The organism is Anianabacter salinae, assembly GCF_019061145.1.
GTDB lineage: Bacteria > Pseudomonadota > Alphaproteobacteria > Rhodobacterales > Rhodobacteraceae > Anianibacter > Anianibacter salinarum.
This window is the reverse complement of the sequence record NZ_JAHQZS010000001.1, coordinates 614,325-629,568: the sequence shown is the minus strand read 5'-3', so window position 1 is coordinate 629,568 and position 15,244 is coordinate 614,325. Positions and strand designations below refer to the sequence as shown.

Annotated in this window: 13 protein-coding genes; 11 read left to right on the top strand and 2 right to left on the bottom strand. The window is 65.6% G+C overall.

Annotation, left to right across the window (positions count from 1 at the left end; genetic code table 11):
• Positions 1-21: 21 nt before the first annotated feature.
• From KTJ87_RS03095 to KTJ87_RS03055, 9 genes are all read left to right on the top strand, one after another.
• Positions 22-1,179, top strand: coding sequence for a putative manganese transporter (locus KTJ87_RS03095; protein ID WP_267137598.1), 1,158 nt, complete (start codon positions 22-24; stop codon positions 1,177-1,179).
• Positions 1,180-1,228: 49 nt separating this feature from the next.
• Positions 1,229-1,609 carry a MerR family transcriptional regulator gene (locus KTJ87_RS03090; protein WP_267137597.1) on the top strand — a complete coding sequence of 127 codons (381 nt, stop codon included), beginning with the start codon at positions 1,229-1,231 and terminating at the stop codon, positions 1,607-1,609.
• A 263-nt stretch (positions 1,610-1,872) separates the two neighbouring features.
• A complete protein-coding gene (locus KTJ87_RS03085) occupies positions 1,873-2,271 on the top strand; it encodes a MerR family transcriptional regulator (protein WP_323371601.1) in 399 nt (132 codons plus the stop codon).
• A 10-nt stretch (positions 2,272-2,281) separates the two neighbouring features.
• Complete coding sequence (locus tag KTJ87_RS03080) at positions 2,282-4,060, top strand: acyl-CoA dehydrogenase C-terminal domain-containing protein (protein ID WP_267137596.1); 1,779 nt, start codon at positions 2,282-2,284, stop codon at positions 4,058-4,060.
• Between the two features lie 87 nt (positions 4,061-4,147).
• Positions 4,148-4,360 carry a hypothetical protein gene (locus KTJ87_RS03075; RefSeq protein ID WP_267137595.1) on the top strand — a complete coding sequence of 71 codons (213 nt, stop codon included), beginning with the start codon at positions 4,148-4,150 and terminating at the stop codon, positions 4,358-4,360.
• A gap of 26 nt (positions 4,361-4,386) precedes the next feature.
• Positions 4,387-5,538 (top strand): acyl-CoA dehydrogenase family protein, encoded by a 1,152-nt coding sequence (locus tag KTJ87_RS03070; protein WP_407650467.1) that lies wholly within the window; start codon positions 4,387-4,389, stop codon positions 5,536-5,538.
• Positions 5,539-5,844: 306 nt separating this feature from the next.
• Positions 5,845-6,480 carry a glutathione S-transferase family protein gene (locus tag KTJ87_RS03065; protein ID WP_267137593.1) on the top strand — a complete coding sequence of 212 codons (636 nt, stop codon included), beginning with the start codon at positions 5,845-5,847 and terminating at the stop codon, positions 6,478-6,480.
• 19 nt (positions 6,481-6,499) lie between these two features.
• Positions 6,500-7,711, top strand: a complete 1,212-nt coding sequence (locus KTJ87_RS03060; protein ID WP_267137592.1) for an acetyl-CoA C-acetyltransferase — start codon at positions 6,500-6,502, stop codon at positions 7,709-7,711.
• A gap of 23 nt (positions 7,712-7,734) precedes the next feature.
• The gene (locus KTJ87_RS03055) at positions 7,735-9,936 is read left to right on the top strand and encodes a 3-hydroxyacyl-CoA dehydrogenase NAD-binding domain-containing protein (RefSeq protein ID WP_267137591.1); all 2,202 of its coding nucleotides are present in this window, start codon (positions 7,735-7,737) and stop codon (positions 9,934-9,936) included.
• Positions 9,937-10,130: 194 nt separating this feature from the next.
• On the opposite strand, the gene KTJ87_RS03050 is transcribed toward KTJ87_RS03055, so the two are convergent.
• A complete protein-coding gene (locus KTJ87_RS03050; RefSeq protein WP_267137590.1) occupies positions 10,131-11,186 on the bottom strand; it encodes a glycosyltransferase family 2 protein in 1,056 nt (351 codons plus the stop codon).
• A gap of 122 nt (positions 11,187-11,308) precedes the next feature.
• Between KTJ87_RS03050 and KTJ87_RS03045 the strand changes: the two genes are divergently transcribed.
• Positions 11,309-12,934, top strand: coding sequence for an AMP-binding protein (locus tag KTJ87_RS03045; RefSeq protein WP_267137589.1), 1,626 nt, complete (start codon positions 11,309-11,311; stop codon positions 12,932-12,934).
• Positions 12,935-13,014: 80 nt separating this feature from the next.
• Positions 13,015-14,031 (top strand): hypothetical protein, encoded by a 1,017-nt coding sequence (locus KTJ87_RS03040; protein WP_267137588.1) that lies wholly within the window; start codon positions 13,015-13,017, stop codon positions 14,029-14,031.
• Between the two features lie 247 nt (positions 14,032-14,278).
• On the opposite strand, the gene KTJ87_RS03035 is transcribed toward KTJ87_RS03040, so the two are convergent.
• A complete protein-coding gene (locus KTJ87_RS03035) occupies positions 14,279-15,211 on the bottom strand; it encodes a hypothetical protein (protein WP_267137587.1) in 933 nt (310 codons plus the stop codon).
• Positions 15,212-15,244 lie beyond the last annotated feature (33 nt).

Genomic DNA, 15,244 nt, shown 5'->3' with positions numbered 1-15,244 from the left:
TGACAGCAATAGGTATAGCCCATGGCAAATTCGACAGTGAATATCCGCGACAGCATCCCCGAGACATTCCGGGCGACGGACTGGCTTGGCCCGTTCCGCTCGCGCCGTCTGCTGGTCGCACTGATCTTCGCAGGTCTGGCCATGGCGCCGGGCGAATTGGGCAGCCTGACCCGCAGCCTGATGACCGACGCCTATGTGCAGGTCTCGGTCTTTGTCGCCGCGACGCTGCTGCTGTTCTACGGGGCCGAACGTGTGTTCGGCTTCGACATCGGCCGCTCGCTCAGCACCGCGAAGGGCTGGCAGGTGCCGATTGCGGCGCTTCTGGGCGCGACGCCGGGCTGCGGCGGCGCCGTGGTGGTGGTCGCGGCGTATTCATCCGGCAACGTGCGCTTCGGCGCGGTCGTCGCCACGCTGACCGCGACGATGGGCGATGCTGCCTTTCTGCTGATCGCCACACGTCCCGACGCGGCGGCGGTGGTCTTGCCGCTGTCCTTCGCCGTCGGCATCATTTCAGGCTGGCTGGTGGACCGCTTCAACCGCGTCGACCTGACGCCGGACACCGGCAACCTGTGCATCGTCGCCCCCCGCATCGGCCGCACCCGCCCGCAGGATCTGGCTTATCTGGCGCTCGCCGCACCCGGTCTTGTCGTCGGCATCGCCCAGCTTGCACAGATCGAGATCGCGTCGGTGTTCGGCATCCCGGTCCTGTGGATCGCGCTGGCTGGCACCGCGCTGGGCCTGTTCATCTGGTCGACCTCGCCGCTGCAGGCGATGACCAACAGCGAGGACAGCCCCGCCACCCGCCTGGCCGAGGAAACCAGCTTTATCTCGGTCTGGGTGATCGGCGCCTACCTGGCCTATGATTATGCCGCGACATTCGCCGGGCTCGATCTGGCGGCATGGTTCGCCGCCGTGGCTCCGGTGCTGCCGCTGATCGGTATCCTGGTCGGCTTCGTTCCGGGCTGCGGGCCGCAGGTGCTGGTGGCGACCCTCTATATCAACGGCGCCCTGCCCTTTGCCGCGCTGATCGGCAACGCGATCTCGAACGACGGCGACGCGCTGTTTCCGGCAATCGCACTGAACCCAAAGGCGGCCGTGGTCGCGACCCTCTACTCGGCTATTCCGGCGTTCGTCGTCGCCTACGGCTTCTATTTCTTCGCGCCGGGTTTCATGAACTGAATTGACCACGCGTGCCTGTCAGTTACGTTCGGGGGCGGAGGAGCGTCCGATGTCTGACAGCCGCCTGAGCTTCAAGGAGATGTGCGCGAAGTTCGACGTGACCCCGCGCACGCTGCGCTATTACGAGTATATCGAGCTTCTCAGGCCCGAGAAGGAAGGTCGCTCGCGGTTTTTCACCAGCCGCGAAGTTGCACGGATGACACTGATCCTGCGCGGCCGCCGCTTTGGCTTCAGCCTTGAAGAAATCCGGCAATGGCTGGAAATGTACGAGGAACGCGGCACGAAGGCGCAGTATGAGGTCTTTGTCGAGAATGCCGACCGACAGATCGTTGCGCTGACAGAGCAACAGAAGCAGCTTTCCGAAACCATCGACGAGCTGCAACGCCTGCGTGCGGAAGCCGCTGAAATCGCGGATGAAACCGACGCTTGACGTCGCCGTGAGTTCGCTGTTCACTCCACCGTGATAGGCTGATTTCCGCCTTGTCGCGCTGTGACGCGACGTTCTGGTGACGGCCGCGTGAATTACCATTGTGATCGCAGTCGAGATGGCGCATCTGGTGTGTCGCCTCACGCATTCCCCTGCGCTTTTCCTGTGTCTTGAGTCCCCTTGGCGGCGGACTTCCGCCGCGCGTGCATATCCGGGGAAACTCCATGCGGTGACGCTGCGTTCTATCTAAAAGGAGAGACTTGGCTTTGACTGACAGACTGCTCACCATTCGCACGATGTGTGATCAATTCGACGTCACTCCGCGGACGCTCCGCTTCTATGAGCAAAAGGAACTCCTCGCGCCGATCCGCGAGGGGCAGAAACGGCTTTATACGAAGCGGGACCGTGCGCGGTTGACCCTTATTCTGCGCGGCAAGAAGTTTGGCTTCAGCCTCGAAGAGATCCGGCAGCTGCTGGACCTCTACGATCGCGATGACCAACAGCAGGCCCAGATCACGCAATCCTACAAGATCGCCCGGACGCGACTGACCGAGCTGGAACGCCAGCGCGAAGAGCTGGACGTGGCGATCTCGGAGTTGAAACAGCACCTGAAATGGGCTGAAGGCGTGATGACGACCTTTTCGCTCAGCCAGGCCGGCGAATAGGGAGAGACCCATGCCCACCTACACCCCGCCCACCAAGGACATGCAGTTCATCTTGCACGATGTCCTCAAGGTCAGCACGTCCGATACGCCCGGCTATGCCGAGCTGGACCGCGAGTTTACCTCTGCCGTTCTGGAAGAGGCCGGAAAACTCGCCGCAGGCGTGCTTGCGCCGCTGAACCCGGTGGGCGACAGGGAGGGCTGCACGCTTCAGAACGGTGTGGTGCGCACGCCCAAGGGCTTCAAGGAAGCCTATGACCAGATGCGTGATGGCGGCTGGATCGGGCTTGATTGCGATCCCGACTACGGCGGCCAGGGCATGCCGTATCTGCTGGGCACTGCCGTCGGCGAACTGTTCGTCTCGGCGAACATGGCGTTCAACATGTACCAGGGCCTTAGCCACGGCGCGATCAACGCGCTGCAGGTGCACGGGTCGGACCAGCAGAAGGCCACTTACCTGCCGAAGATGATCGAGGGGTCGTGGTCCGGCACCATGAACCTGACAGAGCCGCAATGCGGCACCGATCTGGGCCTTATCCGCACCAAGGCGGAACCCCAGGACGACGGCAGCTACAGGATCAGCGGCCAGAAGATCTGGATCTCGGCGGGCGAGCATGACCTGACTGACAACATTATCCACCTCGTGCTCGCCAAGGCCCCCGGCGGCGGCGAAGGCACCAAGGGCATCTCGCTGTTCATCGTGCCCAAGTTCATGGTGAACGAGGATGGCAGCCTTGGCGACCGCAACGCGGTCTCTTGCGGCGGCCTTGAAGAAAAGATGGGCATCCACGGCAACGCCACCTGCGTGATGAACTATGACGGCGCGACCGGCTATCTGGTAGGCGAACTGCACAAGGGCATGCGCGCCATGTTCACCATGATGAACGAGGCGCGGCTGGGCGTCGGCCTGCAGGGCTATGCGCAAGGTGCGGTCGCCTACGAGAACGCGCTTGGCTTTGCCCGCGACCGGCTGCAGGGCCGCGACGTGACCGGCGCGCAGAACCCCGACGGCCCCGCCGATCCGATCATCGTGCACCCCGACGTGCGCCGGAACCTGCTGGACCAGAAGTCCTTTGTCGAAGGTGCGCGCGCCTTCGTCTTCTGGGGCGCCGAGATGATCGACCGCAGCCACCGCGCCAAGGACGATCAGGCCGAGCAGATGATTTCCCTGCTGACCCCCGTCATCAAGGGTTTCCTGACCGACAAGGGCTTCGAAACCACCGTTCTGGCGCAGCAGACGCTTGGCGGGTCAGGCTTTACCCGCGAATGGGGTCTGGAACAGTTCGTTCGCGATGCCCGGATCACGATGATCTACGAGGGCACCAACGGCATCCAGTCGCTTGACCTCGTCGGCCGCAAGCTGGCGCTGAACAACGGCAAGACCGTGATGGCGTTCTTCGACATGGTGAAGGACTTCATCAAGGAGAGCGAAGAGCATGGCGAGTTGAAGGAATACTTCCTCGACCCGCTCAAGAAAGCGTCGAAAGAGCTTCAGCAAGCCGGCATGTTCTTCATGCAGAACGGCATGAAGACCCCCAACGCGGCGCTGTCGGGCAGCTACGACTTCATGCACCTGTTCGGCCATGTCTGCCTTGGCCTGATGTGGTCGCGGATGGCGAAAGCATCCTACGAGGCGCTCAAGGACGGCACGGCGGACGAAGATTTCCACCGCACCAAGATCGCAACGGGGCGCTACTACATGGCGCGGCAACTGCCCGCGACGGCGACCCATCTGGCGCGCATCGAAAGCGGCGCGGACCCGGTCATGCAACTGGACGCCGCGAACTTCTGATCCGATGGGGCGTGCAACCGCACGGCCCTGCGAATACTGTGACCGGGCGGCCCCACTGGCCGCCCGTTTTCGCATGAGGGAGCAGACATGCCCAAACGCTTTCGCCTGACCCGCCGCTTTCCCGTCGCGATGACCGAGGACGGCTATCGCCGCCTGCGCGGCTTCGCGAAAGAGGCCGGACTGGACGAGGGCGAGGCACTGTCGTTCCTGTTCGAGCATTTCGACAGCATCACCGACAGCGACAAGCTGACCCACCGCCTGCGCCTGTTCAACGCCGAGATCGACAAGCGCAAACGGTGACCGAGGGAGGGACCCCGATGAACGACATGACCCCGCAAGGCTGGATGACCGACGAGCATACGATGCTGGCCGCCATGACGGCGAAATTCCTCAACGACACCTGGGTCGCGCGGCTGCCCGAATGGAACGCCCAAGGCCAGATGGACCCCGGCATCTGGCGCGAGGCCGGGCAACTTGGCCTTCTGTGCCCGTCCATCCCCGAGGAATACGGCGGCGCGGGCGGTGACTTCGGGCACGAGGCGGTGATCCTGTTGGAAGCGGCCCGCGCCAACCTCGCCTGCTGGGGCGTCGGTATCCATTCGGGCATCGTCGCGCATTACATCCTCGCCTACGGCACCGAGGAACAGAAACAGCGCTGGCTGCCAAAGATGGCCAGCGGCGAGATGGTCGGCGCGCTCGCGATGACCGAACCCGGTGCGGGGTCGGACGTGCAGTCGATCAAGACCCGCGCGATCCGCGACGGCAATGTCTACCGGGTGTCGGGGCAGAAGATCTTCATCACCAACGGCCAGCACGCCAACCTTGTCATCGTCGCCTGCAAGACCGACCCCAGCGCCGGCGCGAAAGGCACATCGCTGGTGGTGGTGGAAACCGACGACGCCGAGGGCTTCGCGCGCGGGCGCAACCTCGACAAGATCGGCCTGCATGCGTCGGACACGTCCGAGCTGTTCTTCGACAATGTCGCGGTCCCGCCCGAGAACGTGCTTGGCGGCGATGAAGGCCAAGGCTTCTACCAGATGATGAAGCAGCTCCCGCAGGAACGGCTCATCATCGCCTGCGGTGCCGTCGGCGCGATGGAGGGCGCGGTGACACGCACGATCCGCTACGCCAAGGAACGCGAGGCGTTTGGCGGCCCGCTGACGCAGTTCCAGAACACCCGCTTCAAGCTGGCCGAGGTTCAGACCAAGACCACCGTCGCCCGCACCTTCCTTGACGCCTGCATGGCCGAACATCTGCGCGGCGCGTTGTCGGTCGAAAAGGCCGCGATGGCGAAATACTGGATCACCGACACCCAGATGGAGGTGCTGGATGAGTGCCTGCAACTGCATGGCGGTTACGGCTACATGGCCGAGTACGACATCGGCCCGATGTGGACGGACGCGCGGGTGCAGCGGATCTATGGCGGCACCAACGAGATCATGAAGGAACTGATCGCGCGCAAGATCGTGCGCGACTGACGGCGCGCCTCTGCCCGGCGGCGGCGCGCATGTCTGGCCGGGAACGCCTTCGGCGAGAGTATTTGTGCCAAGAAGAAGCCGGGCGCGAGGATGACCCCGCCACGTGGTCCGGCCCGTTGCAGATAACCTTGCGCGCGGCGGGGCTTCTCCTTGGGCGGTCATCGGCTCTCCAGCCTGTACCGCGCCTGTCATGCTAGGGCGCTAGGTTTAACGCACCGTTACTTCGTGAGACCCCTTTTTCTTCTTGGAAAAAATACTCAAGTTAACCGCGTGCCACAGGGCGCGGCGCAGCAGGGAGGCACGCGCATGACCATCAAGCTTTATTGCTTCGGCGAATCCGGAAACGCCTACAAGGCGGCGCTTGCGCTGGAGCTTTCCGGCCTCGACTGGGAGCCGGCCTTCGTCGATTTCTTCAAGGGCGAGACCCGCAGCCCCGACTTCCGCGCGACGGTGAACCCGATGGGCGAGGCCCCGGTGATGGTCGACGGCGATCTGCGGCTGACGCAGTCGGGCGCGATCCAGCAATACGTCACCGACAAATCCGGCAAGTTTGGCGGAAGCGGCAACGACCGTTACGAGGTTCTGCGCTGGGTGCTGTGGGACAATCACAAGCTGTCCAGCCAGGCGGGCGTGACCCGGTTCCTGATGAACTTCCTGCCCGAGGACAAGCGCCCGGCCGAAGTGATCGGCTTTCTTCAGGGCCGTCTCAAGGCCGCCTATGACGTGCTGAACGGGCATCTTGCGGGCCGCGACTGGATCGTCGGCGACGGCATCACCAACGCCGACCTCTCGTGCTGTGCCTACCTCTACTACCCCGAACCCTTCGGCTTCGACCGCGCCGACTGGCCGCATATCGATGCCTGGCTGACACGCCTGTCAGAGACCCCCGGCTGGAAACACCCCTATGACCTGATGCCCGGCAATCCGTCGGACCGGGCCTGAGACCGAAAGGCAGACAGACATGACCGAAGCCTATATCTACGACGCCGTCCGCACCCCGCGCGGCAAGGGCCGCAAGGATGGCGCGCTGCATGAAGTGACCAGCGTGCGCCTGTCCGCGACCGTTCTGAACGCGCTGAAAGAGCGCAACGATCTGGACACCAAGGCGATCGAAGACGTGATCTGGGGCAATGCCACCCAGGTCAAGGAACAGGGCGGCTGCCTGGCGCGGACCGCCGTGCTGGCCTCGGACTTCGACGAGCAGGTGCCGGGGCTGTCGATCAACCGCTTCTGCGCCAGCGGCCTCGAGGCGGTGAACCTGGCGGCAAACCAGGTCAAGGGCGGCGCCGGGTCGGCCTATGTCGCGGGCGGTGTCGAGATGATGGGCCGCGTGGCGATGGGGTCGGACGGCGCGGCGATCGCGGTCGATCCCTCCGTCGCGATGGACAGCTATTTCGTCCCGCAAGGCATCTCGGCCGACATCATCGCGACGGAATACGGGTTCTCGCGCGATGACGTCGATGCGCTGGCGGTGGAATCGCAGCGCCGGGCAAAGGCGGCCTGGGATGACAACCGCTTCGGCAAGTCGGTCCTGACCGTGCGCGACGTGAACGGCCTGCCGATCCTCGACACCGACGAATACATGCGCCCCGGCACCGACATGCAGTCGCTGGGCGGCCTCAAGGCGTCGTTCAAGGACATGGGCGAGGTGATGCCCGGCTTCGACCAGATCGCGCTGATGAAGTACCCGCATCTGGAACGGATCAACCACGTCCACCACGCGGGCAACTCCAGCGGCATCGTCGACGGCTCGGCAGGCATCCTGATCGGGTCCAAGGAATTCGGCGAGAAATACGGGCTGAAGCCCCGCGCCCGCATCCGCGCGACCTGCAAGATCGGCACCGATCCGACGATCATGCTGACCGGACCGGTGCCCGCCACGCAGAAGATCCTTGCCGATCACGGCATGGAGATCGGCGACATCGACCTGTTCGAGGTGAACGAGGCGTTCTCGGCCGTTGTCCTGCGCTTCATGCAGGCCTTCGACGTCGATCATGACAAGGTGAACGTGAACGGCGGGTCCATCGCGATGGGCCACCCCTTGGGCGCCACCGGCGCGATCATCCTCGGCACGCTGCTCGACGAGCTGGAGCGGTCCGGCAAGGGCGTCGGACTTGCCACGCTGTGCGTCGCGTCCGGCATGGGTGCCGCCACCATCATCGAGCGCGTGTAAACCAACGCCAGGGAGACATCACCATGACTGATTTCACGATGACCACCGGCGACGACGGCGTTGCCCTCATCACCTGGGACGTGCCCGGCAAGTCGATGAACGTGCTGAGCTTCGATGCCCTGCGCACGCTCGACGGCCATATCGACGCCGCCCTTGCGGACGATGCCGTGAAGGGCATCGTCATCACCTCGGGCAAGGCGGACAATTTCGCCGCCGGGATGGACCTGAACGTTCTGGCCAGCCTCAAGGACAGCGCGGGCGACAACCCGGCCAAGGGCGTGTTCGACGGCATCATGCAGATGCACGGCGTGTTGCGGAAGATCGAGCGCGCGGGCATGGACCCCAAGACCAACAAGGGTGGCAAGCCGATCGCCGCCGCCCTGCCCGGCACCGCGCTGGGCATCGGTCTGGAGATCCCGCTGGCGACGCACCGGATCTTTGCCAAGGACGACCCCAAGGCCAAGATCGGCCTGCCGGAAATCCAGGTCGGCATCTTCCCCGGCGCGGGCGGGACCACGCGCCTTGTGCGCAAGTTGGGCGCGATGGGCGCGTCGCCCTTCCTCCTGGAAGGCAAGCTGAGCGAGCCTGCCAAGGCGAAATCGGCGGGGATCATCGACGAGGTCGTCGCAGACCCCGTTGCCGCAGCACGCGACTGGGTGCTGTCGGCCAAGGACGCCGACATCGTCAAGCCGTGGGATGCCAAGGGCTACAAGATGCCCGGCGGCGAGCCCTATCACCCGGCGGGCTACATGACCTTCGTCGGCGCATCCGCGATGGTCCACGGCAAGACCAAGGGCGTCTACCCGGCGGCCAAGGCGTTGCTGTCTGCGGTCTACGAAGGCGCGATGGTCGATTTCGACACCGCCCTGCGGATCGAGGCGCGCTGGTTCACGTCCGTCATGATGAACCCGTCCTCGGGCGCGATGATCCGGTCGCTGTTCGTCAACAAGGGCGCGCTTGAGAAAGGTGCAAACCGCCCCGACGCGCCCGACCAGCGGGTCAGGAAAGTCGGCATCATGGGCGCGGGCATGATGGGCGCGGGCATCGCCTACGTCTCGGCGCTGGCCGGGATCGAGGTGGTGCTGATCGACCAGAAACAGGAGGCGGCGGACAAGGGCAAATCCTACTCCGCAGACCTTCTCGACAAGGGCATCAGCCGCAAGAAGGTGACCGAGGAGAAGAAGGCGCAAGTGCTGGGCCGGATCACCGCCACGACGGAATACGATGCACTGAAAGGCTGCGACCTGATCGTGGAGGCAGTGTTCGAGGACCCGTCGATCAAGGCCGAGGTCACCAGAGGCGTCGAGGCCGTCATCGGCGACGACTGCATCTTCGCCACCAACACCTCGACCCTGCCGATCTCGGACCTTGCCAAGGCGTCAAAGCGCCCCGAGCAGTTCATCGGCATCCACTTCTTCTCGCCCGTCGACAAGATGATGCTGGTCGAGATCATTCGCGGCCAGCAAACCGGCAACCGCGCGGTGGCCAAGGCGCTCGACTACGTGCGCCAGATCCGCAAGACGCCCATCGTGGTGAACGACGCGCGGTTCTTCTACGCCAATCGCTGTATCATCCCCTACATCAACGAAGGCGTGCGGATGGTGTCCGAAGGCGTCACGCCGCCGCTGATCGAGAACGCGGCCAAACTGGTGGGGATGCCACTGGGTCCGCTGCAACTGGTCGACGAGACCTCGATCGACCTTGGCGTGAAGATCGCCAAGGCGACCAAGGCCGCGATGGGCGACGCCTATCCCGACAGCGCCGTGGACGAGGTGCTGTTCTGGATGGCGGACGAGGGCCGCCTGGGCCGCAAGTCGAGCGCGGGGTTCTATGCCTACGACGACAAGGGCAAGCGCGACGGTCTCTGGACCGGTCTGGGCGCACGCTACGCGGTGAAGGACGACCAGCCCGAGGTGACCGAGGTGCAACACCGTCTGCTCATGGCACAGGTACTTGAAGCGGTGCGCGCGCTGGAAGACGGCGTGCTGATGGACATCCGCGAGGGCGATGTCGGCGCGATCCTCGGCTGGGGCTTCGCGCCCTGGTCGGGCGGCCCGTTCTCGTGGCTGGACATCATCGGCGCAGCCAAGGCGGTCGAGATCTGCGACCGTCTGACCTCCGCCCATGGCCCGCGCTTCACCGCGCCGGACCTGTTGCGCGAAATGGCAGAGAAGGGTGAGACCTTCTATGGCCGCTTCGGACCCGAGGCGGCACACGCCGCCTGAGAGTTGTCGGGCGCTGCGCGCCCGATCCGGCCGGGGGGCTTTGCCCCCCGGACCCCCCAGAGGTATTTGAGGACCAAAGATGAATATGGAGCAAAGCGTTTCATCTTTGGTCCCGAAATACTCGGGAGAGCGCGAGAGGGAACGTCTCGCACGCCGTGCAGCGGGCTCAATGCCCGCAAGCGGCGTTCCCCGCCCTACGCCTCGTTGTCCTTTTGCAGCCGGGCGCGCAGGGCGATCCGCTTCCGCAACAGTGTTGCGGCGAGCCCTTGGTCGATGTCGTGCCGCTCGGTCCCGGCGCAGCGCGTGACGAGCTGAAGCCCTTCCAGAGTGTCGAAGGCGACGGCGGCCTGCGTTCGGTGCCAGTCAAGCCCGGCATCGTGCAGGGATGCGAGCGCGGGATCTGTCCTCAAGTCCGCGAGCCGCGCCAGCAGCGCTGGAAGGTGGCGCAGGATGCTGCGGTCCTCCGCCGTGTTGAAATTGCGGTCTGACCAGTAGCCGATGTCGATAGCCTTTTGCGTTCGGTTCGGCAGGCCGCGTGCCGCCTTGACCAGGAAGGCAAAGGCCGATTTCACCGAATAATGGTTCAGCTGGACCAGCTCGTACCCGGCGAGCGCGCCGTAGGTCACGGTCGCCACCGTAGCAAAGTCGGGCGGCATTCGCACGCCCGACCCGTTTGTCCAGACCACCGTGTCGCGTGCATCGGCCCTGGGCGCCTTCGGGCGGTGCACGCCCAGCTTGCCGTAGCTGCCGTCGTTGCGGAACAGCGTCTTGAACTGGCTGGCCTGCCAGGGCGCGTGGCAGGGGATCGGCGCGGCAAGGGTGTAGTCCTCGATGACGGGGCGATCCGAGATCTCGATCCGGTGCGACGATCCGAACAGCCGCCATGTCAGCGCGATCGCCTGCGCCGCGGGCACCGCCGCGACCAGATCGGCGAAGGTGCCCTCCCCGGCCTTGATGTTCACGAACTCGTCGATGTCGCTGACCAGCAGCCAGTCGGCGCCGGTCACGGCGGGATGGCTGCCCGCACGGTCGAGGGCGGACCACTGGATGCCCTTCTTGCCGATCTCGTCATTGCGGACGTGGATAACCTCGCCCCGCGCCGCGAGACGGTCGAGCATGGTGTCGGTGCCGTCCTCGCAGTCGTTGGAATAGACAAGGATGTCGGTGGCGCCGATCAAGCGGTGATAGGCGACCCATTCCAGCACATAGGGCGCCTCGTTGCGCATCGTCGTCACGATCGTCAGCTTCATGCCCGCCCCCACGTTTGCCAAAGTGATACGGCGCGGGGGCGGCCCGGGGAACCCCGCGCTTTTCATTTCCGGTGCAGCCGGTATCTACTGTGGCTCTGACGAAGGCGTGGGGAGGCGCAGGCATGGGCTGGATGGCGGACGAGACCGGGCTGGAACGGAACGCGGCGAACCATGTGCCGCTGACGCCGTTGTCGCATTTGCGGCGGGCGGCCCTGCTGGCCCCGGAGCGCACGGCGCTGGTCGACCGAGCGCGGCGCTGGACTTACGCCGAGCACCTCGCCCGTGTGACGCGGCTGGCCTCGGCGCTGGCGGCGCGAGGCGTGGCCCCCGGCGACGTGGTCGCGACGATCCTGCCGAACGTCGCGCCGCAGGTCGAGGCGACCTGGGCGGTACCTGCTGCGGGCGCGGTGCTGAACGCGATCAACACCCGGCTTGATGCCGACACGGTCGCCTACATCCTGTCGCATGGCGGCGCGAAGGTGGTCCTTGTCGATGCGGCGCAGCTTGGCATGGCAGAAGAGGCGCTTGCCCTGATGGACGGCCCCATGCCGCTGCTGGTCGAGGTGCCGGACGAGGCGGCGGGGTTCCCTGCGAGCGGGCGGCACATGACCTATGAGGCGCTGGTGGCGGAGGGCGATCCCGGCTTCGAATGGATCATGCCGCAGGACGAGTGGGAGAGTCTTGCGCTCAACTATACCTCGGGCACCACCGGGCGGCCCAAGGGCGTCGTCTATCACCACCGGGGCGCATATCTGGCGACGATGGGCAACCTGATCTCGTGGCGGATGCAGCTCTACCCTGTCTACCTGACCATCGTGCCGCTGTTCCATTGCAACGGCTGGACCCATCCCTGGATGGTGCCGCTGCTGCTTGGCACCACGGTGTGCTGCCGCGACATCACCGCGCGCGCGATCTACGGCGCCATCGCGGACGAGGGCGTGACCCATTTCGGCGGCGCGCCCATCGTGCTGAACGCGATCATCAACGCCAAGCCGGACGACCGGCGCGCGTTCGACCATGTGGTGGAGGTGTTCACCGCCGGTGCGCCGCCCCCTGCCGCGACGCTCAAGGCGTTCGAGCCGCTGGGCTTCAACGTCACGCAGGTCTACGGGCTGACCGAGGTTTACGGACCCGCAACCGACTGCACCTGGAAGCCTGAATGGGACGCGCTTCCGACAAACGAGCGCGCCGAGATCAAGGCGCGCACGGGTGTCGTGATGCCGATGATGGAGGCGATCACCGTGCACGGCGAGAACGATGCCGAAGTGCCGCGCGACGCGGCCACCACGGGCGAGATCGTCATGCGCGGCAATGCCACGATGAAAGGCTACTACAAGAACCCCGAGGCCACCGCCGAGGCGTTCAAGGGCGGCTGGTTCCGGTCCGGCGACATCGCGTTCCTGCACGGCGATGGCTACATCAAGATCACCGACCGCGCGAAGGACATCATCATCTCGGGCGGCGAGAACGTGTCATCGGTCGAGATCGAGGACCGGCTGATGCATCACCCCGCCGTGCTGCTCTGCGCCGTGGTCGCCAAGCCGGACAAGACATGGGGCGAGGTGCCTTGCGCCTTCGTCGAAGTGAAGGAGGGGCAGCAGGTGGCAGAAGAAGACCTGATCGCCTTCTGCCGGGAGCGGCTGGCAGGGTTCAAGACCCCCAAGCGCGTCGTGTTCGAAGAGTTGCCCAAGACATCGACCGGCAAGATCCAGAAATTCGCGCTGCGGGCGAAAGCAAAGGCGCTTTAGCGGCTATACCGCTTGCCGCCCTCATGCGCTAGGATGCCGGGAAACACCAAGAACATGCGCGGGCAGACAGTGGATCATCCATGACGGCGCTTACTGGATACCAGCGCCTCGAAGCGTCCGGCCTCTGGCGGGCGGGGGCCGAGGATCAGCGGCGCGACGTGATCGTCTCGCTTGGCGATGCGACGCTGACGATCAGTGACACCGCAGAGCGGGCGCTGGTGCACTGGTCGCTCGCCGCGATCGAATTGCGGGGCGAGGCGGGACCGCCCGCGATCTACGCGCCCGGCCCCGATTCGGCCGAGGAACTCGAGATCGAGGACGAAACGATGGTCGCGGCCATCGAACAGGTGCGCCGGGCCGTGGCGCGCAGGCGCCCCCGGCGCGGACGGCTTCGGCTGGCGGTCGCGGGGGCAAGCCTTCTGGCGATCCTCGGCCTTGGTGTCTTCTGGCTGCCGGATGCGCTGGTGCGCAACGCTGTCTCCGTGGTCCCGGCATCGCAGCGGATTGATATCGGCGCGCGGCTTCTGTCCAGCATGGAAAGCTTCACCGGCGCACCCTGCACGTCGCGCCTTGGCACACAGGCGCTGGCGGCGCTGCAGGCGCGTCTGCGCGGCGGGCGGCCCGGGCGCATTGTCGTCGTCAGGGGCGGCATCGACAGCGCCGTGCATCTGCCGGGCGGTATCATCGTGCTGAACCGCGATCTGGTGGAACGCTGGGAAGACCCCGAGGTTCTGGCCGGGTTCGTTCTGGCCGAAGACCTGCGGGCGGCGGCGCGCGACCCGCTCGCCCGCCTGCTTGAAGATCAGGGGCCGGTGACGGCGTTCCGTCTGCTGACCTCGGGCGACGTTCCGGGCAATGCGCTGCGGGACCATGTGGACACGCTGGTGACGTCCGCGCCCTCCGATCTGGCGCCAGATGCGCTGATCGCCCAGTTCGAGGCGGTCGGCCTGCCCTCGTCGCCATTCGCGGGCGCGCTGCCGTCAGACGATCCACTCGCCACGGCATTGACCGAGGGCGACCCGGGCCGGGACCCGATGGCGGGGCAAATCCTGCCCGACGATCTTTGGATCAGCCTTCAGGCCATCTGCTTCGACTGATACGGGAAAAGGCCCCGCCTTTCGGCGAGGCCTCTCCGGAGGCTTTTTGCTGTTAAGGTGGAATTGCGCGGGCAAGCTCCCGAAAGCCCGACGCGGGGGATGGCGGATCGCTTCGCCAAATTCACTGAAACTCGTGTGGCCCGGGCGCGGCGGGCGTCACAGCTCTGTCATACGCGTTCTGGTCGGTCTGGCAAGTCACGCTGCATCACACGCGCGGGACCTTGCCGGAACGCTGTCTGACAGGCGGTTACTGGCCGATGTTCTTGGTTGAGTACCGCACATTGGACCCGGGCGCTGCGTCGGCGCGATTGGCGACGATGACATAGCTGCGGTTGCCGTTCGGCGTCACGATGGTGACGCGCTGACCGGGCACCTTCTGCGCGCCGGTGGGCCGCATGTTGGCGTAAAGCGCGGTGAAATCGCGCCCCGTCCCCCGCTCTACAAGGCGGCGCGGCACCTCCTGGGTCCAGACCAGAGTCATCTGCGCATTGCCGGTCAGCGTCTGGACGCCGCGATTGGGGTTCAGCCGATCGTCGGTCCATGCGGCCTTGTAGCCGTTCGGGACCTGCACGGCGCTGGCATCGGGCACCCGAAGCTGCGCCCCCGCCCGCCCGGAATAGGGGTCTTCGGCCTGCGGACCACAGCGCACGGCATAGCGCCCGTTGCGTTGCAGGTACTGACCAGAGATCCCGGCCACGTTGGGGCACGCCCCGCTGCCGCCACCGGTTTGCCGGGGTGCGGGGGCATAGGTCGGCTGCTGCGGCGCCGGGCCGGTCGGCTGGGGCGGCGGCAGGGAGACATAATTCTGACCCGAGGACGGCGCCACGCCTCGCGGCTGGGCGGCGGGCGGCGGCGCCTGCACCACGCGGGGCTGCTGGGCCGGTGCGGTCTGGCGCGGAGCCTGCGCGGTCGTCGTCCCGTTCGGGAATGTCGGCTGGAAGCCGCACACCACTTGCCGACCGCGCGTGACGCGCGGCACCCAGGTGACGTTGCCGTCGAACCCGGCGCGGATATAGACGCAACCGCGGCTGTCGACATACTGGCGCCCGTCAAAGCTGGACGGCGGCAATTCGGCCGGGGTGTCGGCCTGATCTATCGAACGGTTCTGCGCTGCCACCGGCAAGGCAGTGACAGCGGACAGGGCGGCGGCAAGGAAAACGCGGCGCAAGAGAATCGTCATATGTGCCCCCACACAAAATCTGGTGTGAGTGTG

What these genes read in the sequence shown, in the direction of transcription:
- KTJ87_RS03065 (WP_267137593.1), top strand. Translation starts at nt 5,845, where the DNA reads ATGACCATCAAGCTTTATTGCTTCGGCGAATCCGGAAACGCCTACAAG.
- KTJ87_RS03035 (WP_267137587.1), bottom strand. Translation starts at nt 15,211, where the DNA reads ATGACGATTCTCTTGCGCCGCGTTTTCCTTGCCGCCGCCCTGTCCGCT.
- KTJ87_RS03040 (WP_267137588.1), top strand. Translation starts at nt 13,015, where the DNA reads ATGACGGCGCTTACTGGATACCAGCGCCTCGAAGCGTCCGGCCTCTGG.
- KTJ87_RS03095 (WP_267137598.1), top strand. Translation starts at nt 22, where the DNA reads ATGGCAAATTCGACAGTGAATATCCGCGACAGCATCCCCGAGACATTC.
- KTJ87_RS03080 (WP_267137596.1), top strand. Translation starts at nt 2,282, where the DNA reads ATGCCCACCTACACCCCGCCCACCAAGGACATGCAGTTCATCTTGCAC.
- KTJ87_RS03070 (WP_407650467.1), top strand. Translation starts at nt 4,387, where the DNA reads ATGACCCCGCAAGGCTGGATGACCGACGAGCATACGATGCTGGCCGCC.
- KTJ87_RS03055 (WP_267137591.1), top strand. Translation starts at nt 7,735, where the DNA reads ATGACTGATTTCACGATGACCACCGGCGACGACGGCGTTGCCCTCATC.
- KTJ87_RS03090 (WP_267137597.1), top strand. Translation starts at nt 1,229, where the DNA reads ATGTCTGACAGCCGCCTGAGCTTCAAGGAGATGTGCGCGAAGTTCGAC.
- KTJ87_RS03050 (WP_267137590.1), bottom strand. Translation starts at nt 11,186, where the DNA reads ATGAAGCTGACGATCGTGACGACGATGCGCAACGAGGCGCCCTATGTG.
- KTJ87_RS03075 (WP_267137595.1), top strand. Translation starts at nt 4,148, where the DNA reads ATGCCCAAACGCTTTCGCCTGACCCGCCGCTTTCCCGTCGCGATGACC.
- KTJ87_RS03045 (WP_267137589.1), top strand. Translation starts at nt 11,309, where the DNA reads ATGGGCTGGATGGCGGACGAGACCGGGCTGGAACGGAACGCGGCGAAC.
- KTJ87_RS03060 (WP_267137592.1), top strand. Translation starts at nt 6,500, where the DNA reads ATGACCGAAGCCTATATCTACGACGCCGTCCGCACCCCGCGCGGCAAG.